24 protein-coding genes are annotated in these 22,915 nt (G+C 70.0%); 7 read left to right on the top strand and 17 right to left on the bottom strand.

Translation table 11 applies throughout. The features are described 5' to 3' along the window. Window positions 1-5 precede the first annotated feature (5 nt). From VFX14_05485 to VFX14_05470, 4 genes are read right to left on the bottom strand one after another with little or no spacing between them, the layout of a single operon-like run. Window positions 6-554, bottom strand: a complete 549-nt coding sequence (locus VFX14_05485; GenBank protein HEU5189123.1) for an XRE family transcriptional regulator — start codon at window positions 552-554, stop codon at window positions 6-8. Then, the gene (locus VFX14_05480; GenBank protein ID HEU5189122.1) at window positions 551-1,579 is read right to left on the bottom strand and encodes a xanthine dehydrogenase family protein subunit M; all 1,029 of its coding nucleotides are present in this window, start codon (window positions 1,577-1,579) and stop codon (window positions 551-553) included. Before VFX14_05480 ends, VFX14_05485 begins: the two co-directional genes overlap by 4 nt. Further along, window positions 1,576-3,981 carry a molybdopterin cofactor-binding domain-containing protein gene (locus VFX14_05475; GenBank protein HEU5189121.1) on the bottom strand — a complete coding sequence of 802 codons (2,406 nt, stop codon included), beginning with the start codon at window positions 3,979-3,981 and terminating at the stop codon, window positions 1,576-1,578. The genes VFX14_05480 and VFX14_05475 overlap by 4 nt, the downstream gene beginning before the upstream one ends. Continuing rightward, window positions 3,978-4,454, bottom strand: a complete 477-nt coding sequence (locus VFX14_05470) for a (2Fe-2S)-binding protein (GenBank protein ID HEU5189120.1) — start codon at window positions 4,452-4,454, stop codon at window positions 3,978-3,980. Before VFX14_05470 ends, VFX14_05475 begins: the two co-directional genes overlap by 4 nt. Before the next feature lie 203 nt (window positions 4,455-4,657). Between VFX14_05470 and VFX14_05465 the strand changes: the two genes are divergently transcribed. Beyond that, on the top strand, window positions 4,658-5,137 hold the full coding sequence (locus VFX14_05465) for a hypothetical protein (protein HEU5189119.1): 480 nt from the start codon (window positions 4,658-4,660) through the stop codon (window positions 5,135-5,137). 26 nt (window positions 5,138-5,163) lie between these two features. Then, entirely contained in the window at window positions 5,164-5,724 is a 561-nt protein-coding gene (locus VFX14_05460; GenBank protein ID HEU5189118.1) for a lipid-binding SYLF domain-containing protein, read from the top strand. Window positions 5,725-5,734: 10 nt separating this feature from the next. On the opposite strand, the gene VFX14_05455 is transcribed toward VFX14_05460, so the two are convergent. Further along, on the bottom strand, window positions 5,735-5,959 hold the full coding sequence (locus VFX14_05455) for a hypothetical protein (GenBank protein ID HEU5189117.1): 225 nt from the start codon (window positions 5,957-5,959) through the stop codon (window positions 5,735-5,737). 23 nt (window positions 5,960-5,982) lie between these two features. Beyond that, window positions 5,983-6,924, bottom strand: a complete 942-nt coding sequence (locus tag VFX14_05450) for a sigma-70 family RNA polymerase sigma factor (protein ID HEU5189116.1) — start codon at window positions 6,922-6,924, stop codon at window positions 5,983-5,985. 218 nt (window positions 6,925-7,142) lie between these two features. Here VFX14_05450 and VFX14_05445 point away from each other — a divergent pair, with 218 nt between their 5' ends. The 3 genes from VFX14_05445 to VFX14_05435 are packed head-to-tail and all read left to right on the top strand — an operon-like array spanning window position 7,143 to window position 10,170. Then, window positions 7,143-8,063 (top strand): CoA-transferase, encoded by a 921-nt coding sequence (locus tag VFX14_05445; GenBank protein ID HEU5189115.1) that lies wholly within the window; start codon window positions 7,143-7,145, stop codon window positions 8,061-8,063. Then, a complete protein-coding gene (locus VFX14_05440; protein HEU5189114.1) occupies window positions 8,060-8,845 on the top strand; it encodes a CoA-transferase in 786 nt (261 codons plus the stop codon). Before VFX14_05445 ends, VFX14_05440 begins: the two co-directional genes overlap by 4 nt. Continuing rightward, the gene (locus VFX14_05435) at window positions 8,845-10,170 is read left to right on the top strand and encodes an MFS transporter (GenBank protein ID HEU5189113.1); all 1,326 of its coding nucleotides are present in this window, start codon (window positions 8,845-8,847) and stop codon (window positions 10,168-10,170) included. Before VFX14_05440 ends, VFX14_05435 begins: the two co-directional genes overlap by 1 nt. A 16-nt stretch (window positions 10,171-10,186) precedes the next feature. Here VFX14_05435 and VFX14_05430 read toward each other — a convergent pair whose 3' ends face one another. From VFX14_05430 to VFX14_05415, 4 genes are read right to left on the bottom strand one after another with little or no spacing between them, the layout of a single operon-like run. Beyond that, entirely contained in the window at window positions 10,187-10,600 is a 414-nt protein-coding gene (locus VFX14_05430; GenBank protein ID HEU5189112.1) for a hypothetical protein, read from the bottom strand. A gap of 57 nt (window positions 10,601-10,657) precedes the next feature. Beyond that, the gene (locus VFX14_05425; protein ID HEU5189111.1) at window positions 10,658-11,386 is read right to left on the bottom strand and encodes an enoyl-CoA hydratase/isomerase family protein; all 729 of its coding nucleotides are present in this window, start codon (window positions 11,384-11,386) and stop codon (window positions 10,658-10,660) included. A gap of 3 nt (window positions 11,387-11,389) precedes the next feature. Continuing rightward, window positions 11,390-12,937, bottom strand: a complete 1,548-nt coding sequence (locus VFX14_05420) for an indolepyruvate oxidoreductase subunit beta family protein (protein ID HEU5189110.1) — start codon at window positions 12,935-12,937, stop codon at window positions 11,390-11,392. 3 nt (window positions 12,938-12,940) lie between these two features. Beyond that, window positions 12,941-15,040 carry an indolepyruvate ferredoxin oxidoreductase subunit alpha gene (locus VFX14_05415; protein ID HEU5189109.1) on the bottom strand — a complete coding sequence of 700 codons (2,100 nt, stop codon included), beginning with the start codon at window positions 15,038-15,040 and terminating at the stop codon, window positions 12,941-12,943. Between the two features lie 43 nt (window positions 15,041-15,083). Here VFX14_05415 and VFX14_05410 point away from each other — a divergent pair, with 43 nt between their 5' ends. Continuing rightward, complete coding sequence (locus VFX14_05410) at window positions 15,084-15,896, top strand: alpha/beta fold hydrolase (protein ID HEU5189108.1); 813 nt, start codon at window positions 15,084-15,086, stop codon at window positions 15,894-15,896. Window positions 15,897-15,945: 49 nt separating this feature from the next. Next, window positions 15,946-17,127, top strand: coding sequence for an MFS transporter (locus VFX14_05405; protein HEU5189107.1), 1,182 nt, complete (start codon window positions 15,946-15,948; stop codon window positions 17,125-17,127). A gap of 15 nt (window positions 17,128-17,142) precedes the next feature. Here VFX14_05405 and VFX14_05400 read toward each other — a convergent pair whose 3' ends face one another. The 7 genes from VFX14_05400 to coaD all read right to left on the bottom strand — a co-directional run bounded on the left by VFX14_05400 (window position 17,143) and on the right by coaD (window position 22,829). Then, window positions 17,143-18,132, bottom strand: coding sequence for an ABC transporter substrate-binding protein (locus VFX14_05400; GenBank protein ID HEU5189106.1), 990 nt, complete (start codon window positions 18,130-18,132; stop codon window positions 17,143-17,145). Window positions 18,133-18,200: 68 nt separating this feature from the next. Next, a complete protein-coding gene (locus VFX14_05395) occupies window positions 18,201-19,142 on the bottom strand; it encodes an acetamidase/formamidase family protein (protein HEU5189105.1) in 942 nt (313 codons plus the stop codon). Between the two features lie 11 nt (window positions 19,143-19,153). Next, window positions 19,154-19,909 (bottom strand): SDR family oxidoreductase, encoded by a 756-nt coding sequence (locus VFX14_05390; GenBank protein ID HEU5189104.1) that lies wholly within the window; start codon window positions 19,907-19,909, stop codon window positions 19,154-19,156. 115 nt (window positions 19,910-20,024) lie between these two features. Then, complete coding sequence (locus VFX14_05385) at window positions 20,025-20,630, bottom strand: hypothetical protein (GenBank protein ID HEU5189103.1); 606 nt, start codon at window positions 20,628-20,630, stop codon at window positions 20,025-20,027. Between the two features lie 48 nt (window positions 20,631-20,678). Beyond that, window positions 20,679-21,122 carry a carbon monoxide dehydrogenase subunit G gene (locus tag VFX14_05380; protein HEU5189102.1) on the bottom strand — a complete coding sequence of 148 codons (444 nt, stop codon included), beginning with the start codon at window positions 21,120-21,122 and terminating at the stop codon, window positions 20,679-20,681. Between the two features lie 21 nt (window positions 21,123-21,143). Beyond that, on the bottom strand, window positions 21,144-22,334 hold the full coding sequence (locus tag VFX14_05375) for a pyridoxal phosphate-dependent aminotransferase (protein HEU5189101.1): 1,191 nt from the start codon (window positions 22,332-22,334) through the stop codon (window positions 21,144-21,146). A 3-nt stretch (window positions 22,335-22,337) separates the two neighbouring features. Beyond that, window positions 22,338-22,829, bottom strand: coding sequence for a pantetheine-phosphate adenylyltransferase (coaD, locus tag VFX14_05370; GenBank protein ID HEU5189100.1), 492 nt, complete (start codon window positions 22,827-22,829; stop codon window positions 22,338-22,340). Between the last annotated feature and the right edge of the window lie 86 nt (window positions 22,830-22,915).

Below are 22,915 nucleotides of genomic sequence, written 5' to 3'. Positions count from 1 at the left end.
TCCCATCAGCCCAGAATGACCCAGAGCACCTTGGCCGTCCGGGGCCCGAGGTTCTCCCACCCGTGGGGGCTGCCGCCGTCCAGATAGGCGCTGTCGCCCACCTCGAGCGGGTGGGTGCCGCCATTGTAGTGCAAGGCGACCTTCCCTTCGAGGACGTAGAGGAGCTTCATCTGACCCGGATCGAGGATGACCTTCTCGGTCTTCACGCCCTTCGCGCGAGGGCCGAGGGTGCTCACTACCGCGCGGATCTTGCCCTGGAAGAGGCCGGCGCCGAGCACGTGCCACTTCTCCGAGCTGCCGTCGAACGAGACCACCGGGTAGTCGCTCTTCCGCGTCACGTGCAGCCGCCCCTGCGGGCCCTGCTCGAAGAGCGACGCGATGGGGATGCCGAGCGCGCCGGCGAGGCGCCCGAGCGTGTGGAGCGAAGGTGTGAGGCGGCCCGACTCGATCTGCGACAGCATGCTCGGCGTGAGACCCGCTTTCTCGGCGAGCTGACGCTGCTGCAGCACGCGCTCCGCGCGAAGGGCCTTGATCCGCTCGCCCAGTGAGGTCACGGTCTCGCCTCCTCGATGAAAGGATCGGGACGGCCGCCGTCCGCCAGCCCGGCCAGCCGTCGCAGGGCCCGCTCCACGTAGACGCGGGTCATCTTCTTCCGATAGGGATGCGTGAGGTCGGTGTTGTCCAGAGGCTTGGACGGCCGCGCCGCGCGCTCCGCCACCGCGGCGATCAGGTCGGGCTCGAGCCGCTGCCCGGCGAGCATCCCGGCCGCCTCCGCGGCCTCGCGCGGGAGCGAGGCCACCGCGCCGAGCACGATGCGCGCGGACGCTATGCGGTCAGCGTCCATCTGCAGGGCCACCGCGACGCCCAGGACCGGGAAATCGAACGCGCCGCGGCGGCGAAGCTTCAGGTACACGCTGTGGATGCCGTCGGCGGGCGGCAGGTGGATGTCGACGAGCACCTCGTCGGGCCGCTTGGCGAGATACTCGATGCCGTCGTCGCGATAGAGCGCGGCGATGGGAATCGTGCGCTCGCCGCTCGGCCCGACCAGCCGGACCGTCGCGCCCAAGCTCCAGAGGACGGGCGCGGTGTCCGAGGAGGAGACGGCCCAGCAGCGCGGGCTGCCGGGTGCGACCAGACAGATCTCACCGTCCTTCTTCATGCAGAAGTTGACGGCTTTGCGCCACTGGTAGGACTGGTTGTAGTAGTTGCAGCGCGTGTCCACACAGACATTGCCCCCGAGCGTGCCCATGGCGCGGAGCTGCGGCGTTGACACGACGCCTGCCGCGGTGGCGAGCGCCGAATAGGCGGTCGCGAGATCGGGGTGCCGGGCGACCGCGGTCAGGGTGGTGCCGGCGCCGATGCGAAGCCCGCCCGCCGGCTCGCACCTCACCCCGGAGAGATCACGAATCCCGCGAAGCCCCACCAGCACCGAGGGCTCGAACTGGCGCCGCTTCATGTTGGGGAAGAGGTCGGTGCCGCCCGCCACCAGCATGGCGGCGGACCCGTGGTCGGCCATGAGCTTCGCCGCGTCGGCCACGGAAACGGGGGCGAGATAGCGAAACGGCGGCAGCCGCATCATGACGAGAAGGGCCTCACGGCAATATCGTCGGCCGGCTGGCCGAACGCGGACTCGACGGCGCGCGGCGCGGGAAAGGTAAAGAGCGGCAGCCGCGCGGGCCCCACCCGCGGCGTCTTGCCTTGACGCCGGAGCTCGAGGCCCTTGAGCACCTTGTCGGGCGTGATCGGGATCTCGTCCACGCGGACGCCCACCGCGCTCCACACCGCGTTCGCCACCGCGGGAATCACCGGGAGGAGCGGGCCCTGGCCCGCTTCCTTGGCGCCGAATGGCCCGTCGGGGTCGTCGGTCTCCACCAGGATGGTGTGGATCTCCGGCGTCTCGAGCGTGGTCGGGCTCTTGTACTCGAGCATCGATGGGATCTTGTGCACGCCCTTGCGGAAGACTTGTTCCTCCATCAGCACCTCGCCGAGCCCCATGTAGACGGAGCCCTCGACCTGGCCTTCCGCGAGCAGCGGGTTCAGGGCGCGGCCGATGTCGTGGGCGATCCACACCTCGGTGGGCTTGACGTCCCCGGTCTCCTCGTCGACGTCAACCTCGACCACGCAGGCCGAGTAGGAGTAGCACGGCGAGGGGCCGACGCCACCGCCCTTGTACTTCCCCGCCCGCTTGGGCGGCGCGTACGAGCCGGGGAACGCGAGCACACCGTGCCGGCTCTCTCCCAGCACGACCGCGTCCTGGAACGACACGCCCCGCTCCTCGTCGTCGGCGACGAACACCCGGCGGTCGCGGGCGACCAACCGGCTCGCATCCACCTCGAGCTTGCCCGCGACCGCCTCGAAGATCTTCGCACGCAGCCGCTCGGCCGCCTGGATGGCGGCGTTGCCGGCCATGAGCGTCACGCGCGAGGAGTACGAGCCGAGGTCCACGGGGGTGAGGTCCGTGTCCGCCACGTGCACGCGGATGTCCTTGGGCTCGATCCCGAGCACCTCCGCCACGAGGTAGGCCAGCACCGAGTCCGAGCCCTGCCCGATGTCCGTCGCCCCGCAGAGAATCGACACCCCGCCGCTCCGGTCGGCCCGCACGACCACGCCCGAGTGCGGCATGTCGTTCCAGTAGATGGCGGTGCCTGCGCCGGTGAGGTAGGACGAGCACGCGATGCCGATCCCCTTCCCGCGCGGGAGGGCGTTCCACTTCTGCCGCCAGCCCGAGGCCTCGACGACGCGGTCGATGCACTCCCCCAACCCGATCGTCGTGACGGTCAGATGATTCGCGGTCTTGGTGAACGGCTCGGCGAGGTTCCGGCGCCGCATGTCGGCGGGGTCGAGACCGAGCTGCTCCGCCGCCTTGTCGAGCTGGCACTCGAGCGCGAAGCGCGGCTGAGGCGTGCCGTGGCCGCGCTTGGGGCCGCACGGGGGCTTGTTGGTGAAGATCCGCGCGCCCTCGAACTTGTACACCGGCACCTTGTACGTGACGGTCTGCAACGCGCCCGTGTAGAAGGTCGACGCCACGCCGTAGGAGCCGTAGGCGCCCCCGTCGAGCCAGGTGCGGAAGTGCATCCCAGTGATGGCGCCGTCCTTGCGGAACCCCGTCTTCACCCACATGAGCACGGGGTGCCGACCCCGGTGCACATAGAAGACCTCTTCGCGGGTGAGCGCGATCTTCACCGGCCGCCCGATGAGCTGGGAGAGCTTGCACGCCGCGATCTCGTGCGCGAAGGGGTCGAGCTTGCCGCCGAAGCCGCCGCCGACGGGCGCCGCGATCACCCGGATGTGCGCCTGCGGCACGTCGAGGATCTTCCCCAGCAGGCGGTGCACGTAGTGCGGCGTCTGGGTGGACGACCAGAGGGTCAGCTTGCCGTCCGGCCCCCAGTGCGCCACCGCGGCGTGCTGCTCCAGCGGCAGATGCGTGTTGCCCTCGAAGAAGAAGACGTCCTCGCGGACGAGATCCGACGCCGCGAACGCGGCGTCCACGTCGCCGAACTGGAGGGCCACCGCCTTGTGGACGTTCGGGCCGTCGCCGTACTCGTGGATGCGGACGTCGGGGTGCTTGAGGGCATCCTCGATCGACATCAGCGCGGGCAGGGGCGCGTACTCCACCTCGATCAGCTCGGTCGCACGCTCCGCCGTCTCCTCGTCCACCGCGGCGACCGCCGCCACCGGATCCCCGACCATGCGGACCTTGTCCGTGCAGAGCGCCTCCTCGTCCTGCGACACGGGCAGGATGCCGAACTTCACCCGGGGGAGGTCGTGGCCGGTGATGACCGCATACACGCCCGGCAGGGCCGCCGCGCGAGCGGTGTCGATGCGCACGATGCGCGCATGCGGATGCGAACTGCGCAGGAGCTTGCCGTAGGCCATGCGAGGCAGCACGAGGTCATCCGCGTACTTGGTCTCGCCGGTGACCTTGGCCCAGGCGTCGATCTTGGGCCGCGACTGGCCGATGACGGAGAAGCGCTTGCTCATGAGCGGGTCCCTCCCCGCATCCGGAGCGCGGCCAGCTCGACCGCGTCCAGGATCTTCGTGTAGCCGGTGCAGCGGCAGAGATTGCCGGCGAGCGCATGGCGGACCTCGTCGCGAGTTGGCACGGGCGTCTCGGCCAGGAGCGCCTTCGCGGTCACGAGGATGCCGGGCGTGCAGTAGCCGCACTGGGCCGCGCCGAGCTCCGCGAAGGCCTGCTGGAGCGGATGCAGGCGCCCATGCTCCGCCATCCCCTCCACCGTCTCGATCCGGCGGCCCTGGCACTCCACCGGCAAGGCCAGACAGGAGAGCACCGGCTCACCGTCGACGAGCACCGTGCAGGTGCCGCACTCGCCGAGCTCGCAGCCGTGCTTGGTCCCGGTGAGATCGAGGTCCTCCCGGAGTACCTCGAGCAGGGTCTTGTGGACCGGCGCGATCAGCTCGCGCACCTCGCCGTTGACGGTCAGCGCCAGGCGCAACCGCGGGGCCTCCGCTGATGACTTACCGGATGGCGAAAGCACGATTAAGTATAACTGAACTCTTCGCTAGGGTGTCAAGCGCCCCCGAGGGAGCCCGCCACCTCCTCATCACCCGGCCCCAAGGGTCGTACTTGCTGGGCCCGACGCGGTGGACCTAGACTCGGGTCGCTAGAGTCGACCTCTCGCCAAAGGAGCGTGCCGATATGCGAAGCGTGATGCTCGTCGTCGTGACCCTCGCGACGGCTCTGACCTGTTTGACCGCGGGGGTGGCGGCGGCGCAGACCCGGCCCACCGACGACATGGAGATCCTTCGCGAGAAGCTGCGCGCGGACAAGAAGCTGGTCCTCGCCTCGGCGCTCCAGCTGACCGACGCCGAGGGCAAGGCGTTCTGGCCGGTCTACAACGCCTATCAAAGCGACATGGTCCAGCACTACGACCGGGTGCTCCAGCTCATCGACGCCTACTCGCAGAATTACCAGAACCTCAGCGACGAGGCCGCCGGCAAGCTGATCTCGGACTTCCTGGCGCTTCAGACGAACCACCCCGCCCTGCTCAAGAAGTACGCGCCCCAGTTCCTGCAGGTGCTGCCGGCCAAGAAGGTCGCGCAGCTCTACCAGATCGAGAACAAGCTCCGCGCGGTGGTCGACTACGACCTCGCGCAGTCCATCCCCCTCATCAAGTAGCCATGCGATCCCGGACCGGAGGCGCGATGAAGCTCGAAGGACGGCGGGCGGTGCTCAAGGGGGCGTTGGCCCTGATTCCTACTGTGGCGATGCGGGTTGCCCCGGCCCTCGCCGCGTCGGCGGCCGAGATTGACCGTGAAGTGGACGCGGCCATCGAGAAGGCGCTTCAGGCCGTGCCCGAGACCCGGGACATCGTTGCGAAATCCAAGGCAGTGTTGATATTCCCGAGGATCTACAAGGCCGGCTTCATGTTCGGTGCTCAGTACGGCGAGGGCGCGATGCGGAAGAAGGGCATGACCGTCGGCTACTACAACTCGGTCGCCGCGTCCTATGGGTTTCAGGCCGGCGTCCAGTCGTTCGGCTACATGCTCTTCTTCCTGACCGACCACGCCGTCAAGTACCTGGAGGAGTCCGGCGGCTTCGAGCTGGGCTCGGGGCCGAGCCTCGTCGTGCTCGACAGCGGGACCGCCAAGTCCTTCTCGACCTCGACGGCCCAGAAGGACATCGCGGCCATGTTCTTCAATCAGAAGGGGCTGATGGGCGGCGTCGGGCTCCAGGGGTCCAAGCTGAGCCGCATGAAGAAGTAGCCGCGCGCGCCTACTTGGGCTTGGCGGCGAAGAGCGCGCACCAGCCCTTGGGATTGATCGCGCCCGAGACCACCTTGCACTGATTGGGCGCGACGAAGTGCAGGCACTGGTCGCACTCCTGATTGCCCTTGGGCTTCTGCTGGTACTGCACGAGGTTCGGGGCGATCTTCTGCTGCGCCTCCGCGCGCCGCGGCCATGCGGTCACGAGCAGTCCCAGCGCCCCCCACCCGATCATGGCCCGTCGCGAGCATCGTCCCGTCATTCCGGTCTCCGCCATGTGCCGTCTCCATTGATCGCGCATGCCAGCCTCTGCAGCGCGCGCGTTTGTATTTGTCGAATACGCTCACGGGTCACCGACAGGCGGACCCCGATCGCCTCCAGCGTGTGCTCCTTCTCGCCGTCCAGGCCGAATCGGAGCCGCAGGATCTCCTGCTCCCGCGGCGGCAAGCTGTCCACGCCTCGGCGCACCACCTCGGCAAGGTCCTCGCGGAGCAGGGGCTCGAGCGGCCGGGGGGTCGTCTGGTCCTCCAGGAAGTCCCCGAGCACCGAGCTCTCCCCGACCGGGGTGCCCAGCGATACCGTTGAATGCGCCGCCCCTCCAACGAAGCGGACGGCGTCCTCCGACATCCCGGCTCTGCGCGCCAGCTCCCGCGTCGTCGGCTCGCGTCCCAGATCCATGCGCAGGGCGTGACGGACCCGATTCAACCGGCACGCGCTCTGCACGACGTGGGCGGGCGTCCGGATGAGGCGCGACTGATCGGCGAGAGCCCGCACGATGCATTGACGAATCCACCACGTGGCATAGGTCGAGAACCGGAAGCCGCGACGATAGTCGAAGCGGTCGACCGCCTTCATGAGGCCGATGTTCCCCTCCTGGATCAGATCCAGAAGGCCCATGCTCCCCCCAGCGTAACGCTTGGCGATCGACACCACCAGCCGCAGGTTGGCTTCCATGAGGGCGCGCTTGGCGGCACGGAGCCGTCCCTCGCAGCGCTCGAGTGCGGCGTAGACCGTCGCCGAGCGGCCGGACGGGGCGGCCGCGCGCGCCCGGACCGTCGTCACGAGGCGATCGACCTGCGCGGGGTAGAGCGGCCGACCTCCCGTTCGCAGCTCGAGCTTGGCCCGCGCGACGACCCCGGGCGGGAGCTCCGACAGGACACGCAGGGCCGCGGCTCGCGCGGTTTCGATCCGGCGCCCCACTGCCACCTCGCCGGCAGGCGTGAGGCGCTGGATGCGATCGATCTCGAGCAGATACTGTGCGATCGCGTCCGTTTCTTCGCGACTCCGCGATCTGAATATTGGCGTAGAGGCCCCCGGGGCCCACCCTAGCAACCGCAGATGAGAGGGCGATGAGCCAGAGATGAGAAACCGCGCTCGCGCCCCGCGGGCCGGCCGCCGAAGCGGGTTAAGATGACCGGGTGTCCGCGTCCAAGCTCGTCACGCTGAGGGAGGCGATCGCCCGCTTCGTCCTGGACGGCTCCTCCGTGTGCATGGGCACGGCCCTCGAGGCGGCCATTCCCTATGCGGCAGGCCACGAGCTCATCCGGCAGGCCCGGCGAGACCTCACGCTGATCGGCCCCATCTCCGACATCCTCTTCGATCAGCTCGTGGGCGCCGGCTGCGCGAGCCGGATCATCGCCGCTTGGGTGGGCAATGTGAGCGAGGGACTGGGTCACAATTACCGGCGCGCATGCGAGCAGGGCGTGCCGGCGCCGCTGGCCGTCGAAGACCACACGAACCTGAGCCTGGCCATGGCCCTGCTCGCCGGCTCGACCGGCGCGCCCTACATCCCCACCCACAGCCTGCTCGGCACCGGGCTGCTCGAATCGAACCCGCATTTCCGGACCGCCACCGACCCCTGGTCGGGCGCGCCGGTGGCGCTGATCCCCGCCCTCACGCCGGACGTGGCCATCCTCCACGTGCAGCGCGCGGACGCGGAGGGCCATGCGCACGCGTGGGGGACCCTGGGCGTGACGCGCGAGGCCGCCCTCGCCTGCCGCCGGGTGATCATCGTCGCAGAGGAGATCCGGACGACGGACGAGATCCTGAGCGATCCCAATCTCGTGCTGGCGCCGCCCGGCAAGATTGCCGCCGTGGTCCACGAGCCGTTCGGGGCATACCCTTCGCCGCTCCAGGGCTTCTACGCGCGCGACCATGGGTTCTTTGCCCGCTACCACACCGACACACGCACCGTCGAGGGGACGCGGGACTGGCTCCGCCACTGGGTGCTCGAGTCGGGCGACTGGAAGGGGTTTCTCGCGCGGATCGGCGCCGCGCGGCTGGACGCGCTGCGCGCGAAGATACCCCGGCCCTCCCTGCCCGTGGATCTCGGCGAATGAGCCCGTCGGCGCGGCCCGTTCCCGCGGGCTACACCGAGCGGGAGCTCATGGTAATCGCGGCGGGCCGCGAGATCCGCGACGGCGAAACCGTCTTCGTCGGCATGCGCTTGCCTCTGCTCGCCTTCGCATTCGCGAAGCGCACGCATGCCCCCCGGGCGGTCGGCCTCTTCGAGAACGGCATCGTGCGCGACCGCCCCGCCGACCAGACGTTGATGACCATGAGCGACACGCCGAATCTACCCGGCGCGGTGTGGTCCACCGGCACCCGCGAGATCATGGGCGTGCTACAACAAGGGCTGGTGGACCTGGGCTTCATCGGCGGGGCCGAGATCGACCGACACGGCAACCTCAACACCAGCTACGTGGGCGACTGGCGCCGGCCGCGCGTGCGCCTGCCCGGCTCCGGCGGCGGCGGCGACATCGCGGCGCTGTCCAAGCGCTTCGTGGTCATCATGCCCCAGGAGAAGCACCGCTTCCGCGAGCGGGTCGACTTCATCACCTCGCCGGGGTTCGGGAGCGGCACGGGCTGGCGGCAGCGAGTGGGACTGCCCGGCGGCGGCCCCGCCGCGGTGATCACCACGCTGGCGGTGTTCCGATTCGATCCCGAGACATCGGAGATGGTGCTCGCGTCCTATCACCCGGGACAGAGCGTCGATCGCGTCCGCGAGGCCACCGGCTGGGCGCTGCGGCTGGCCCCCGACGTCCGCGAGACACCCACACCGACTGCGGAGGAGATCGCGATCGTGCGCGCGTGCGATCCTCTCGGCTTCTGGACCCGTTGATGGCGCTGCGCTCGGCGCCCGCGTCCGCCGCCGCCCGGAGCAGCCGGACGCGGTGGCTCATGTGGGGCATCGCGGCGTACCTGTTCCTGATCGCCTTCTTGCACCGCGTGGCTCCCGGCGTGCTGGCCAGGGACTTCATGGAGGCGTTCAATGCCACCGGCACGATGGTGGGCCTGCTCTCCGCGACCTATTTCTACAGCTACGCGGGCTTCATGTTGCCGGGCGGCCTCCTGATCGACGCATTCGGCGCGCGCCGGGTGCTGGCCGGGGGCAGCGCGATCATGGGGCTCGGCACCCTCGCGATGGCAGCCGCGAACACGCCGACCGTGCTGTTCGCGGGACGCTTCGTCATCGGTGCGGGCGCCACCGTGATCTTCATCGGCGCGCTGAAACTCGGCGCCGCGTGGTTTCCCCCCGAACGCTTCGGCACCATCTCCGCCCTGACCGCCTCCGTCGGCGTGCTCGGCTCGCTCGTGGCCACGGCGCCGCTGGCCGCGCTCAGCGCGTGGGTCGGCTGGCGCGGCGCGCTCTGGCTGATCACCCTGCTCACGCTGATCGGGACGGCGGCGTGCCTTGCCCTGGTTCGCGACGCTCCCGATGCCGGCGGGGCCGCCGCGCCCTCGGAGGCCCCGCGCCTCTCGGAGGTCACGGCGGGCACGCTGGCCGTGCTCCGCAACCCCCACACCTGGCCGCCGTTCCTCTCGTTCTTCTTCCTCTACGCGGCGATGGGCAACCTCATGCTCTGGGGCGTGCCGTTCCTGCGCGATGCCTACGGGCTCGGCATGACGCACGCGGCGCTCTACGCGAGCGCGACGCCGCTGGCGCTGCTCGCGTCGGGCCCCCTCACCGGCTGGGTCTCCGATCATCTGCTCCGCCGCCGGAAGCTGCCCTTCATGGCGCTGGCCGGCGCGCAGCTGGCTCTCTGGACGGTGTTCGCGTCCACCGCAGGGGCGCTGTCCCTCACCGCCGTGGCCGCCCTTCTGTTCGCGATGGGGCTCGTGGGCAGCGCCTTCGTCCTCACCTGGCCCATCGGGCGCGAGGTCAATCCCCCCTCGCTGGCGGGCAGCGCCGTCGCCGTGGTGAACCTCGGCGGCTTCATCGCTGCCGCCGTCACGCAGGGACCGATCGGTGCCGTGCTGGACGCGCGCTGGACGGGCGCGATGGCGGGCGGAGCGCGAGTCTATCCGGCCGAGGCCTACCGTGCGGCGTTCTTCGTCTGCGCCGCGTTCATGCTGGCAGCGGTGCTCATCGGTCTCGCCGTCAGGGAGACACGCTGCCGAAACGTCTACGATGAGCTGCGGGGGAAGTCCCCGCGAGAGGCCTAGGCGCGCGGGCCGGCGCTCAGCGCCGCGCTTCGAGTCGCATGAGGCGGCGATCGACGCGGCGAAACTCCCGCCGCACCTCCGCCTGAAACCCGTCGAGCTTGTCGTTGAGCGTCGCGTGCCCTTCCGCGATGGCCCGAATGTCGGAGCGGAGGCCTTCGGCGACCACGTCGAAGTGACGCCGCGTCTCGCTCGCCGAGGCCTCGATCAACGTACGCGTGTCCTCCTTCGAAGCCTCGATCAAGGTACGCGTCTCCTCCTTCGAAGCTTCGATCAAGGAGCGGGTCTCGCCCTTCGAAGCCTCGATCAAGGAACGCGCCTCCTCTTTCGAAGCCTCGATCAAGAAACGGGTCTCGTCCTTCGAAGCCTCGAACAGGGCACGGATCTGGCCGAGCCAGCGGGACGGCACCTCGTCGGGAAGGATCGTGGCCATGGGGCGAGTCTCGCCGCTGCCCGGCGCGCGGTCAATCCGTATCCGGCCGGATACCACTCACCCGCGGTCGAGGAACCCCTCGGTCATCGCGTTCACCTCGGGGACCCCAGTGCGCGCGAGGGCGTTGATGCGGGCTTTCATCTCGGCCATGGGCCGAAAGGGCTTGGCGGCCAGCCGCTCCGCGTAGGCCTGGATAGCGCCGGCCAGGCTCGCGCCCGGGTGCACCGCGTGCACGAGCCCGAGGGTGAGGCACTCGGCGGCGGAGTATCGGCGGCCGCCGATGATGACGTCCTTGGCGCGCGCGGGACCGAGCAGCCGCACGAAGCGCGTGGTCGTGGCCACGCCGAGGGGCACCCCGAGATCCACCTCCGGGATCCAGAACTCGGCCTCGGCGGCGGCGATGCGGAAGTCGCACGCAAGCGCGAGCCCCCACCCGCCCCCGACGGCGTGGCCGTTGATGGCGCCGATCGTCACCTGCTCGAGGTTCTCCAGCAGCACGTTGGCGCGCTCGAAGAGCCGACGGAACTGGCTCTTCCGCGACGTGAACATGCGCCGCCGCTCCTCCTCGGACATCCCCTTCTTGAAGGGCGCATCGGCGCCGGCGGAGAAGATGGGGGGCGCGCCGGTGACGATCACCACCCGCGTCGAATCGTCGTCGCGCAGGGCGGAGAAGGCGGTGACGAGGTCGCTGAGCATCTCGTCGCTCAGCGAATTCCGGCGGTCGGGACGCGACAGGGTGACGGTGGCGATGGGCCCCTTGCGCTCGAGCAGGACATTGTCGGCCATGGCCTACGCGGTTCCCACGACGAGGTTCAGGGCGGCGCCGATACCCTGCTCATCGGCGAGGAGCAACCGGCGAGCCTCCGCAACGATACGGCGCGAGCGCGCGTACCCCGCTCCGGCCGCGCGGTCGCGCGCCACCGCAGGGGCGACGATCTCGTCGAGGAGCCGGCCGAAGGCGGCAGCGAGTCGCCGCCGCACGCCGCCGTAGCCCCGCACGACGGCGGCAGTCTCCGCCACCTCGATAGCCAGCTCGGTGTCGACCGCCGCGCACTCCAGCACCGCCCGGCGCCAGCGTTCGATGAGCGCCCACTCTCGCGCGGCGCGCAGCGAACGAGGCCGGAGGAAGCGCAGTCGCCCGAGCCCCCACACGCGCAGAAAGCCGAGCACCGTGGTGGTCCGCACGTGCTGACCCAGCGCGGGCCGCTCCTCGGGCCAGCGCGCCTCTGCGCAGCGCGCGATGCGGCCGCCGATTGCGGCGGGAAGCAGCCCGTAGATCTCGTCGAGGTCGGGCTTGAGATAGTCGGTGACGACCAGCACGGCGCCCTCGGGCGCGGCCTGCTCCGCCCGGATCCGGGCGAAGCGCGACCGCCGAGTCTTGAGGTCGGCCACCCGAATGGCGTCCTCGTAGGTCGCCCATAGCGCGAGCCGCCGCGCGACACGCTCGGTCAGCCGCGTGTCCGGATCCACCGCTCGGATCTCGTCCACGAGCCCGAGCCATCGCTCCGCGTAGCGGGCATCCTGATAGTCAATGAGGCGCGCCAGTGCCTCCCCGACGGTTGGATGCAGGGCGAGGTCGAGCGCCGCCTCGGCCTTCGCGCACAGGGCGAGGAAGGCGGGCCCGCGCCGCCCCAGCGCGGCCGCCCGCGCCGCGCGCGTCTCCCCCCACGGGCGCGCGGCCGGGCGCGGCACGTCGAGGCTCGTCCCCAGCGTGGCGATCTCCCGGCCCGCCCGGAAGCCGGCCAGGTTCTTCTCGGCGGCCACGCCTTCCCGGATCGCCGTCTCGAACGCCGAGTCGGGCAGCGGGAGGGCGCCGGTGGCGGCGAACGCCCCCAGGAGCACGGCGTTGACCTCGGAGCCGGCGCTCCGTGCGGCGTCGAGCGCATCGAAGACGATGGTGCGGCGGGTCAGCGTCCGAGCCGCTTCACGGAGCCGCTCGGCGGGGAAGATCCCGTCGCCCAGCGCGGACCGTTCGCCGATGGCGAAGAGCCGGTGGCTGCTCGCGACCAGCGTGGTCCGGGTGGGCGAGGCATAGTCGAGCTCGAGCGTGCGCCCGGCCTCCAAAAACTCTGAGGCAACGATGACGTCCACGTCGCCCGGTGTCGGATAGAGGGAAAAGACCGGGCGCGGGGCGCCGGGCGGAGTCACCACCGGATAGACCTCGACGTAGTAGGTGGTAGCGCCCGTCCGCTGGGCCACGCCGGGAGTCGAGGTGGCCTGCGCGGGAAGACCCGCATGCTCGGCGGCGCCCACGATCCAGTCCGTGAGCACGCCGCCCCCCTGCCCACCGAGGGCGGCGATCAGGATCGAAATGGGGCGTGGGACGTCCGCAGCCATCGGTCAGGCCGTCTGGAGCCAGCCGATGAGCCGGCCACGGAGCCGCGCGAGCACGCGCTCCCACCACCCGGGATGATGCACGACGCGCGCCTCGTAGAACGAGGGGCAGAGCACGGCCGCGTGGGCCACCTCGCCACAGAGCCCGCACCCCACGCAGCTCTGATCCACGCGCGCCACCGGATCCTCGCGGAGCGGGTCGCCGCTCTCCCCCAGGGTGAGCGACGGACAGCCGTTGAAGCGCATGCACGACTTGTCGCCGGTGCACACGTCCGGATCCACGCCGAAGCGCGGCGTCTCCACCCGCGTGCCCGCCTTGAGCTGGGCGGCGATCTGCGGCCGCACGCGACGCTGCCGCTCGAGCTGGCACTCCGCGCGCGCGATGATCACCTTCAAGCCGCCGACCGCGGTGGTCATGGCCTCGCGAATGGTGGCGAGCGTGTCGCCGACGCGATAGGGATTCACCACGCGGAGCCACGACACGCCGAGACTCTTGACGGTGTCGGCGATCGACATGCGCACGGCCTGCCCGCGTGGATTCTTGCCGGTCGAGGGATTGGCCTGCTGGCCGGTGGCGGACGTGTAGCCGTTCTCCAGGATTACCAGCACCGAGTCCTGGCGATTGAACACGGCGTTGGCCACCCCCGCGGTGAGGCCCGAGTGCCAGAAGCCGCCGTCGCCGAGGATCGAGACGACGCGCTTGCCGAACATGGGCGCGACAGCGCTCGACGAAGCGAGGCCCATGCCGTAGCCGAGAATGGTGTTGCCCATGTTGAAGGGAGGCAGCGTGGCGAAGGCGTGGCAGCCGATATCGGCGGACACGTGCGTCTCCCCCAGCTCGCGCTGGGCGATCTTGAGCGCGCTGAAGACCGGCCGCTCCGGGCAGCCCGTGCAGAACGCGGGCGGCCGCTTGGGCAGGGGGGCCCGCAGGATCTCGCGCGCGCGGCCCGCATGCGCGGTGAGGGCGGCCCGCCGGGACTCGGCCTCGGCCCCGAAGAAGCGCGCGAGGGCGCCCAGCACGACCTCGGGCACGTACTCCCCCTGCGCCGCGACCAGGTCTTTGCCGTGGATGCGGACCCCCAGCCCACGCTCGTAGGCCAGGGCCTTGAGCTCCTGCTCGATGAAGGCGGGCATGCCTTCCTCGATCACGAGCACGCGCTCCTTGTCGGCGATGAAGTGCATCACCTCGTCGGGCACGAGCGGGTGAATGACGTTCAGCACGAGGAGCGGCACGCGGCTTCGGCCGAACGGATCGGCGAGCCCCAGCAGCGAGAGGGCCCGCAGCGCGGTCGGGGTGAGCCCGCCCTGGAGGACGATGCCCACGTCGGCGCGCTCGCCCGGCACGATCTCGTTGAGGCGGCGCTCGGTGATGAAGCGCCGCGCCGCGGGGAGGCGCCGCTCGAACTTCTGCGCCTCCTGGGCGTAGGTGGACGGCGGGTGGCTCAGCCGCGCGTAGTCGAACGAGTGCGCGGACAGCCGGTCGCGCATGCTCACCGCCGGCCGGACGTTGTCGCGGCACACCATCGTCCCGCGCATGTGGGCGGTGCGGATGCGGAGGCTGATCACCGCGGGGAGGTTCGAGACCTCCGATATCGCGAAGGCCTCTTCGACCGTGTGCGCCAGGTTCTGCAGCTCGGGACGCGGGTCGAAGAGCAGCAGCGAGGACTTGAGCGCGAACGCGTGGGTGCGCTCCTGGATCACACTCGCCCCCGCGCCGTAGTCCTCCCCCACCACGATGAGCGCGCCGCCGATGACGCCGGCGGAGGCGAGGTTCGACAGCGCGTCCGCGGCCACGTTGGTGCCCACCACCGATTTCCACGTCACCGCGCCGCGCATCGGGTAGTTGATGGAGGCGCCGAGGAGCGCGGCCGCCGCCGCCTCGTTGGCGGAGGCGTCGAAGTATACCCCCATGGGCTCGAGAAGGCTCTCGTTGGCGTCGGCCATCACGTCGAGGAGGTGGGAGACGGGCGCGCCCGGATAGCCTCCCACGTACGAGACGCCGGACTGCAAGAGCGCCTTGGTGATGGCGAGAATGCCCTCGCCGCGGAGGATCCCGCCGGCGCCGAGCGCAAGCTGCTTGACTTCGGCCGCGAAGGACCGTTCCATGGTGTGTCCTCTCTTGTACCACACTCGCAGGAGGTCCCCTCTGATGGCCTACTTCACGACGACCGACGGGGTCCGGATCTACTACGAGGAGCACGGGACCGGCGAGCCCTTGCTGCTCGCCTACGGGATCGGCGGCAATGCCGGCATGTGGCAGCCCAACGTGGCCGCCCTCGCCGCCCGGCACCGCCTGATCCTCTGGGAGCCGCGCGGGCACGCGCGCTCGGAGGCGCCCGCCGATCCCACCCGGGTGACCTTCGGCCACTGGGTGCTCGACCTTCACGACCTCCTCGATCACCTCGCCCTCGAGCGTCCGGTCGTGGGGGGCCTGTCCCTCGGCGCCGGTATCGCGACCCGCTTCGTCTTGAAGCACCCGGACCGGGCGCGTGCGCTCATCATCGTGGACTCGTCCTCGGCAGCGGGGCTGCCGCTCAGCGTGGACAACGTGGTGATGCGCGCGCGCAGCATACAGGTCGTGCTCGAGGGCGGCATGGACGCGATGGCCGACTTCGCGATCGCGTCGAATCCCAACGTGTCCGGGCGCCTCAAGCTGGACCCCAAGGCGCGCGAGGAAGTCTTCGCGATGTACCGGATGCTCAAGCCGATCGGCTACGCCAACGCCCTGCGCGCGCTGCTGCAGATGGACTACATCACCGAGCGGCTGCCCGAGATCGCCGCCCCCACCCTGCTGATCTGCGGCGACGAGGATCCCTCGGTGGGGCCCATGCGCGTGATCGCCGAGAAGATCAAGCACGCGGAGTTCGTGCTCCTGTCGCCGGCCGGGCATTTCGGCAACCGCGACCAGCCGGCCGCGTTCAATCGCGCCGTGCTCGACTTCATGGCGAGGCTGCCGGACTGATTCGCCGCGGGTTTGCCCGCGGGGGCGTGGCCGTGTCACAATCGCGCGTATGATCCGCCGGGCGCGCGCGGTGCTGGGCACGGCCTGCGCGACCCACTTCGTTCACGACGGCTTCTCCGACATCATCTACGTGCTCCTGCCCATCTGGAGCGCGGAGTTCGGTCTGAACTTCGCCCAGGTCGGCCTGCTCAAGACCGCCTACAGCGGCGGGATGGCGAGCGGCCAGATTCCCGCCGGCCTCCTCGCCGAGCGATGGGGCGAGGCGCGCCTTCTCGCCGCGGGCACCGCGGTCACCGCCCTGGGTTTCATCGCCGCCGGCCTGGCCGGGGGGTTCGTGGGTCTGCTCCTGTGTCTCCTCGTCGGGGGTCTCGGCTCGTCGGTGCAGCATCCCCTCTCGTCGTCGCTCGTCTCCAAGGCCTACGACGGGGGGGCGCGTCGGATGGCGCTCGGCACGTACAACTTCTCCGGCGACCTCGGCAAGGTCGCGGTCCCGGCGGCGGTCGCGCTCCTCGCCACCTGGGTGGGCTGGCGTGAAGCCACCCGCGGCTACGCCGTGCTCGGGCTGCTGGCCGCCGCGCTCGTGATCGCCGCGCTCGCGCGTCTTCAGGTCGGTGGCGCGGTGGCGGCGGAGCCAGGCGAGGCGGGCGCCTCCTCGTCGGGCTGGGGTATCCGGGACGCGCGCGGATTCCGCGCGCTGTCCGCGGTACACGTCATCGACAACTCCACGCGCACGGCCTTCCTCACGTTCCTGCCGTTTCTGCTGATCGGCAAGGGATCGAGCGTGCAAACGGTCGGCGTGGCCCTCATGCTCGTGTTCGCGGGCGGCGCCGCGGGCAAGCTCGCCTGCGGCGCGCTCGCCGATCGCCTGGGCGTGATCCGGACCGTGATCCTGACGGAGGCGGCCACCGGGGTCGGCATCCTTCTGCTGCTCGCGCTGCCCCTGGGCGGCTGCCTGCTCATGCTGGTTCCGCTGGGCATCGCGCTCAACGGGACCTCGTCGGTGCTCTACGGGACGGTGGCCGACCTCGTCACCAGCGACAAGCGCGCGCGGAGCTACGCGGTGTTCTACACGGTGGGCATCACCGCTTCCGCGCTCTCCCCGTTCGCCTACGGGCTCCTCAGCGACTGGGGCGGGGTCGTCCTCACTCTGACGACGATCGGGGTCGCGGTCTTCGCCACCTTGCCCCTGACCCTCGCGCTCCGCGCGCCCCTCGCTGCCACCGCGGCGTAGGCGAGTCCGGCTCCGCTACTCGACCACGTCGTCGGCCCTGAGCCGCAAGGACGGCGGAAGCGTCACACCGAGCGCGGCCGCGGTCTTCATGTTCACCGAGAGTACGTAACGCGTCGGCTGTTCGGCGGGGAGCTCTGACGGCTTGGCGCCCTTGAAGATGCGATCCACGTACACGGCGGCGCGACGGAAGCCGTCAGCCGGCACGACACCATAGGAGAGCAGCCCGCCGGCGCGGACCAGGAAATTCCACTCGTACATGGCGGGGATGCGCTGGGCGTTGGCGAACTCGACCACGCGCGTGCCGTTGATGGTCGTCAGCCCGTCCGCCACGAGGAACATGGCATCAGGACGCCGGCGCGTCATGGTAGCGAAGGCCGCGTCGAAGTCGTCGGGCGTCCGCACCTCGATGGGCTGCACCTTCACGCCGAGGACGCGGGCCGCCTCCTCGATCTTGTGGTAGCGGAGCGTCATCCCCTGGTCGCTGGCGTTCCAGAGCACCGCAATCACCGACGCCTTCGGGATCGCCTCCTTCAAGAGCTCCATGCGCTTGGCGCTGAGCTGAACGGATTCGTCGGTGAGCCCGGTGACGTTCCCGCCCGGGCGGGCCAGGCTGTCGATCCATCGCAGCTCGACCGCGTCCCCGGCGGCCTGGGACATGACGATGGGAATCGTCGAGGTCGCCGCCTTGGCCGCCGGCGTCGGCGGCCCGCCCTGGGTGACGATCACGTCCACCCGCGCGTTCACGAGCTCCGCGGCGAGCGCGGGCAGCCGGTCGGCCCGCCCCTCCGCCCAGCGCGCCTCGTACACGATGTTCCTACCTTCGATGTAGCCGAGCTCCTGGAGCCCCTCACGGAGCGCGGCGGGCGGACGGCCGTCGGGCGTCCGGCTGCCCATGGCGAGCATGCCGACGCGGTACACGCGCGTCGAGGTCTGAGCCGGGCTCCGGGCCGGCGCGGCCTGGATGATCCCCAGCGCGAGCACCAACCCGATCAGCCGTATCCACACCGAACGAGTCATCATTGGGCGAGAGTAATGCAGGCAGTCCCGAGCGGGCAAGATCTCCGGCGTAGCCGTTATTCGACGACCACGCGCGGGAAGTAGAACGAGACGACCCAATTCGGCACATCCACGATCGAGCTGATTCGCAGATCCGCGCAGACGCTGCACAGCATGTACGCGTCGACGGGCGCGTAGCCGAAGCGCCGGGCCAGGAGCTCGATCATTTCCGACACCGCCATCCGTGCCCCCGCCATGAGGTCCGGCCCGATACCCGTCGTCACCTCGTACCCCTTCGCATCGAAGTGCCTGGTGACGGGGCCGGGCGTGGCATACCGCGGTGAGCGGAGATTGGCGCCCTTCACCAGCTCGAACTTCAGCGTGACGTCGATCGGGGTTTCGATGGCGGTGCCGCACACCTCCCCGTCGCCTTGGGCCGCATGCGTATCACCGACGGAGAAGATCGCGCCCTCGACCTCGATCGGGAGGTAGAGCTCGGCGCCCTCCGCGATGTCTCGGGCGTCCATGTTCCCGCCGACATTGCGGGGCGGAATGATGCTGTGAAGCCCGGGGGCCGCGGGCGCGACACCGATGGTCCCGGTGAAGGGCCGGAGGGGTACGCGACCGCCCGGCCCGTACATCGCGGGAGCGAGGCCCGGATCGTAGCTCCAGTGGTGCAGCCTGGCCTTCGGGAACTGATCGCTGAGCAGGCCGAATCCCGGGATGTTCCCCGTCCAGCCCCAGCCCGACGGGCGGAACGCCAGCACGCTCACCTTCAGCGCGTCGCCCGGCTTGGCGCCGTCGACGTATACCGGCCCCGTGACCGGGTTGACCCGGGCCAGGTCGAGCTTCTCCAGGTCGGTCGCCGTCGAGGTGGCCGTGAGCTGCCCGGACGAGGCATCGAGCGTTTCGAAATGCACGGTCTCGCCCGGCGCGATCTTCAGCGCGGGAGGAAACGCGTTGTTCCACCCGTGGTGAACGTGCCTCTTGTGAATCGTGTGACGGAGCGTTTCGTTCATGGGGACTTCTCCTACACGGCCACGGTGAGGGCGCCGTCGATCACCAGGTTGGTGCCGGAAATGCGGCTCGCCATCGGACTCGACATGAAGACCACGCCGTTCGCGACCTCGGCGGGCGTCCCGAACTTGCCGGTCGGATTGACCTTGAGCGTCGACTGGAACAGGTCCGGCATGTTCTTCTCGATCGTCTGCCAGATGCCGCCGTCGAAATAGGTGTTGCCGGGCGACACGCAGTTCACCCGGATGCCCTTCGCGACGAGCTGCCGGCTCAATCCCTTCGCATAGTGGATCAGCGCGGCCTTCATCGCCCCGTAGGAGCCCGCGGCGAAGTCCACCTCGAAACCGGAAACGCTCGAGATCAAGACGATCGAGGCGGCGGTCGACTTCTCGAGAAATGGCACGGCGGCCGCAACGGCGTTGACGGTGTGCATCATGTCGGTGCGGAACGATCTCTCCCACGTTTCGACGGAGTCGCCGACCGCGAGCGCGCTCACGTTGCAGACCAGCGCGTCGATGCCGCCCAGCTCGCCGGCGGTCGCGGTGATCCAGGCCGTCAACGCGGGCCCCTCAGCCACGTCGATCGCGCGTCCGAAGGCCTTGACGCCCTTCGCCTTCAACGACGCGATGGCCGCGGTGACCTCGTCGGCGTTGCGCGCGCAGATCGACACATGGGCTCCTTCGGCGGCGAATCCTTCCGCAACGGCCCGACCGATTCCCTTGCTGCCTCCGGTGACGACGGCCCGCTTGCCCCTGAGTCCGAGATCCATGTTTCGCTCTCCTCCCTGATCCGTGAGGTGGACACGAGCCCGTAGCGGCAACATAGTGCTCGCCGCGGAGCTTGCCGACAAGGGGCTACCGAGGACCGCGAGCTGCCGCTCGACGTCAACCGGCCGAGGGCACCGAGGGCACCGTGACGCGCTCCGTGACCGGGCGTCGCTCGGGCCCCGACAGCCACGTGAACGTCACGCGGCCGTCGGGGTCGAAGTGCAGCGCGGTCACCGCCTCGCGGGCGGTGAGACCCGCCGACCATGGCCGCTCGATCCGGGCGACGGCGCGGCCAGCGAAGATCTGCAGCACGACCACCGCCGGTCCCTCCGCGGTCGCCACGAGGGAGCGGCGCACGTCCACGTCGAGCACAGCGGCCCGGGCCGGCGAGATCCGCCGCCGGCGCGCCTCGAAGAAATAGCTCGTGGTGCACGTGGGGCCGCAGTCGAAGCGCACCTCGGCGAGGGTCGCGGTGTGCCAGCGCACCCGCGGGCGCGGCAGCGCGTCCATGCCCGCGGGCACCTCGAACCACGTCGGCGCATCCGGCGAGCCGTAGTAGGCGCCCACCCGGCAGCGCGCATCGGACTCGCAGTCCGCGACGATGCCCGAGCTGGGCAGGAGCGAGCGGTAGAGGCAGCGGGTGGGGCCGGCGCCGCTCCCGCGGGCGCACTCGCCGGTGTCCCAGTCGGCTCCCCACGCGGGCGCCGCGACGAGCAGCGCCAAGCCGGGCAAGAGCCGCGCGAGGACGCGCAGGTTAATCGGCGCGCGGCCTCACGCCCGCTCGGCGAGGAGCTCGGTCATGCGGGTGAAGAACTGATCGAGCAACATCTTGGAGACACCGCCCAGCATGCGCTGGCCGACGCTCGCGATGAGACCGCCGACCTGCACGTCGGCGTCGTAGCTCACCTTCGTGCCCGTCTCGATGGGCGCGAGCGACATCGCAGCCTCGCCGCGCATGAAGCCGGGACCGCCCTTGCCCTCCACCGCCATCCGGTAGCGGTGCGGCGGATCGAGGTCGGCCAGCTTGACGCGGCCTTCGAAGGTGCCCTTGATGGCGGCCACCCCCACCTTCATCACGGCCTTGTACTCTCCGGGCCCGATCTCTTCCAGTCCCTCACACCCGGGAATGGCCTTCGCGAGGGTGCCGGGGTCGAGAAATGCCGCCCAGACCTTGTCCGGCGGAGAAGGAATGTCGTGCGAGCCTTCGATCTTCATGCCGTCCTCGTGGAGCGGGGCTCAGGCCTCGAGCGCCCGGACCGCGGCGTCCATGCGCCGCATGCCCTCGCGAATGGTCTCGATGCCGGTGGCGTAGGAGATCCGGATGTGCGCGTCGGAGCCGAAGTCCTGGCCGGCGACGCAGGCGATGCGCGCCTCCTCGAGGAGGAACGTGCAGACGTCGACCGAGCCCTTGAGCACGCCGCCCTTCCAGGTCTTGCCGAACAGACCCGACACGTTGGGGAACGCGTAGAAGGCGCCCTTGGGCGTGGCGCAGCGGACGCCGGGAATGGCATTGAGCGCCTCGATGATCGCGCGTCGGCGATGATCGAACTCGCCCACCATCTTGGCGATCTCGTCCTGGGGGCCGGTGAGGGCCTCTACCGCCGCCCACTGGGCGACCGACGCGGGATTGGACGTCACCTGGCTCTGGATGTCGGTCATGGCGCCGATGATCGCCTTGGGCCCCGCCGCATAGCCGATGCGCCAGCCCGTCATCGCGTAAGCCTTCGAGCAGGTGTTCACGAGGATCGTGCGCGCCTTCACCTCCGGCGACAGCGACGCGATCGACACGTGCCGCCCCTCGTAGGTGAGCGCCTCGTAGCACTCGTCCGAGACCACCCAGAGGCCGCGCTCCCCCGCGATCCGCCCGACTTCCTCGAGGGCGGCCGGCGAGAACACGGCGCCGGTGGGATTGCCGGGGCTGTCGAGGATGATGAGCTTGGTCTTCGGCGTCACCGCGCGGCGCACCGCGGCGGGGTCCAGGTCGAAGCCGGTCGACTCGTGGCACTCGACGGGCACCGGCACGCCGCCGAGGAGCCGTACCTGCTCGGGATACGAGACCCAGTACGGGCTGGGGATCAGCACCTCGTCACCCGCGTTCACCAGCGCCATCACGATGTTGTAGAGGGTGTGCTTGGCGCCGCAGGACACCATGACCTCGTCGGGTTTGTACTCGAGGCCGTGATCGCGCTTGAGCTTGTGGCAGACGGCGGCGCGCAGTTCGGGGATGCCGCCGACCTCGGTGTACTTGGTCTGTCCCTTATCGAGCGCCCGCACCGCCGCGTCCTTGATGCGGCGCGGAGTGTCGAAGTCTGGCTCGCCGACGCTGAACGAGATGACGTCCACGCCCTGCGCGCGCATGGCGCGGGCCTTGGCGTTCATGGCGAGGGTGGCGGAGGGGACGAGGGTCTTCAGGCGGTCGGCGAGCATCGGCTAGCCCTGCTTTCTGGAGAATTTCTCGGTCAAACGCGCTTCCACCGCGGGAGGAACCAGGCCGGTGACCGGCGCGCCCAGCGAGGACACCTCCTTGATGAGGCGGGACGAGATGTAGGTGTACCGCTCGTGCGGCATCATGAAGACGGTCTCCACCGTCGCGCGCAGCTTCCGGTTCATCAGCGCCATCTGGAACTCGTACTCGAAGTCCGACACCGCGCGGATGCCCCGCACGATGCAGTCGGCGCCCTCGCGATCGACGAGGTCGATGAGGAGGCCGTCGAACGAGGTGATGCGCATGCGGGTCAGCCCGTGGGTGGCCTCGTCGATCAGCTCGAGCCGCTCCTTGACGCTGAAGAGCGGCGCCTTGGACGGGTTGGCGACCACCGCCACGATCAGGTCGTCGAAGATGCGCAGGCTCCGCTCGATGAGATCGAGGTGGCCGTTATGGATGGGGTCGAACATGCCGGGATAGACCGCCCGCTTGCCCATCACCGGCACCCCCGTCTAGTGAGTGGAAATATCGAGAATTGCTCGCTGAGTTTAGGCAGGGCGCCGAAAGAAAGTCAAGGTGGTCT

The organism is Candidatus Methylomirabilota bacterium (genome assembly GCA_035764725.1).
Taxonomy (GTDB): domain Bacteria; phylum Methylomirabilota; class Methylomirabilia; order Rokubacteriales; family CSP1-6; genus DASRWT01.
This window is presented reverse-complemented; position numbering and strand designations above follow the sequence as displayed.

Excerpts from the sequence above, each read along its gene's own strand:
- VFX14_05480 (HEU5189122.1), bottom strand. The coding sequence starts at position 1,579 with ATGATGCGGCTGCCGCCGTTTCGCTATCTCGCCCCCGTTTCCGTGGCC.
- VFX14_05475 (HEU5189121.1), bottom strand. The coding sequence starts at position 3,981 with ATGAGCAAGCGCTTCTCCGTCATCGGCCAGTCGCGGCCCAAGATCGAC.
- VFX14_05465 (HEU5189119.1), top strand. The coding sequence starts at position 4,658 with ATGCGAAGCGTGATGCTCGTCGTCGTGACCCTCGCGACGGCTCTGACC.
- VFX14_05460 (HEU5189118.1), top strand. The coding sequence starts at position 5,164 with ATGAAGCTCGAAGGACGGCGGGCGGTGCTCAAGGGGGCGTTGGCCCTG.
- VFX14_05455 (HEU5189117.1), bottom strand. The coding sequence starts at position 5,959 with ATGATCGGGTGGGGGGCGCTGGGACTGCTCGTGACCGCATGGCCGCGG.
- VFX14_05440 (HEU5189114.1), top strand. The coding sequence starts at position 8,060 with ATGAGCCCGTCGGCGCGGCCCGTTCCCGCGGGCTACACCGAGCGGGAG.
- VFX14_05435 (HEU5189113.1), top strand. The coding sequence starts at position 8,845 with ATGGCGCTGCGCTCGGCGCCCGCGTCCGCCGCCGCCCGGAGCAGCCGG.
- VFX14_05430 (HEU5189112.1), bottom strand. The coding sequence starts at position 10,600 with ATGGCCACGATCCTTCCCGACGAGGTGCCGTCCCGCTGGCTCGGCCAG.
- VFX14_05425 (HEU5189111.1), bottom strand. The coding sequence starts at position 11,386 with ATGGCCGACAATGTCCTGCTCGAGCGCAAGGGGCCCATCGCCACCGTC.
- VFX14_05420 (HEU5189110.1), bottom strand. The coding sequence starts at position 12,937 with ATGGCTGCGGACGTCCCACGCCCCATTTCGATCCTGATCGCCGCCCTC.
- VFX14_05415 (HEU5189109.1), bottom strand. The coding sequence starts at position 15,040 with ATGGAACGGTCCTTCGCGGCCGAAGTCAAGCAGCTTGCGCTCGGCGCC.
- VFX14_05410 (HEU5189108.1), top strand. The coding sequence starts at position 15,084 with ATGGCCTACTTCACGACGACCGACGGGGTCCGGATCTACTACGAGGAG.
- VFX14_05405 (HEU5189107.1), top strand. The coding sequence starts at position 15,946 with ATGATCCGCCGGGCGCGCGCGGTGCTGGGCACGGCCTGCGCGACCCAC.
- VFX14_05395 (HEU5189105.1), bottom strand. The coding sequence starts at position 19,142 with ATGAACGAAACGCTCCGTCACACGATTCACAAGAGGCACGTTCACCAC.
- VFX14_05390 (HEU5189104.1), bottom strand. The coding sequence starts at position 19,909 with ATGGATCTCGGACTCAGGGGCAAGCGGGCCGTCGTCACCGGAGGCAGC.
- VFX14_05380 (HEU5189102.1), bottom strand. The coding sequence starts at position 21,122 with ATGAAGATCGAAGGCTCGCACGACATTCCTTCTCCGCCGGACAAGGTC.
- VFX14_05375 (HEU5189101.1), bottom strand. The coding sequence starts at position 22,334 with ATGCTCGCCGACCGCCTGAAGACCCTCGTCCCCTCCGCCACCCTCGCC.
- coaD (HEU5189100.1), bottom strand. The coding sequence starts at position 22,829 with ATGGGCAAGCGGGCGGTCTATCCCGGCATGTTCGACCCCATCCATAAC.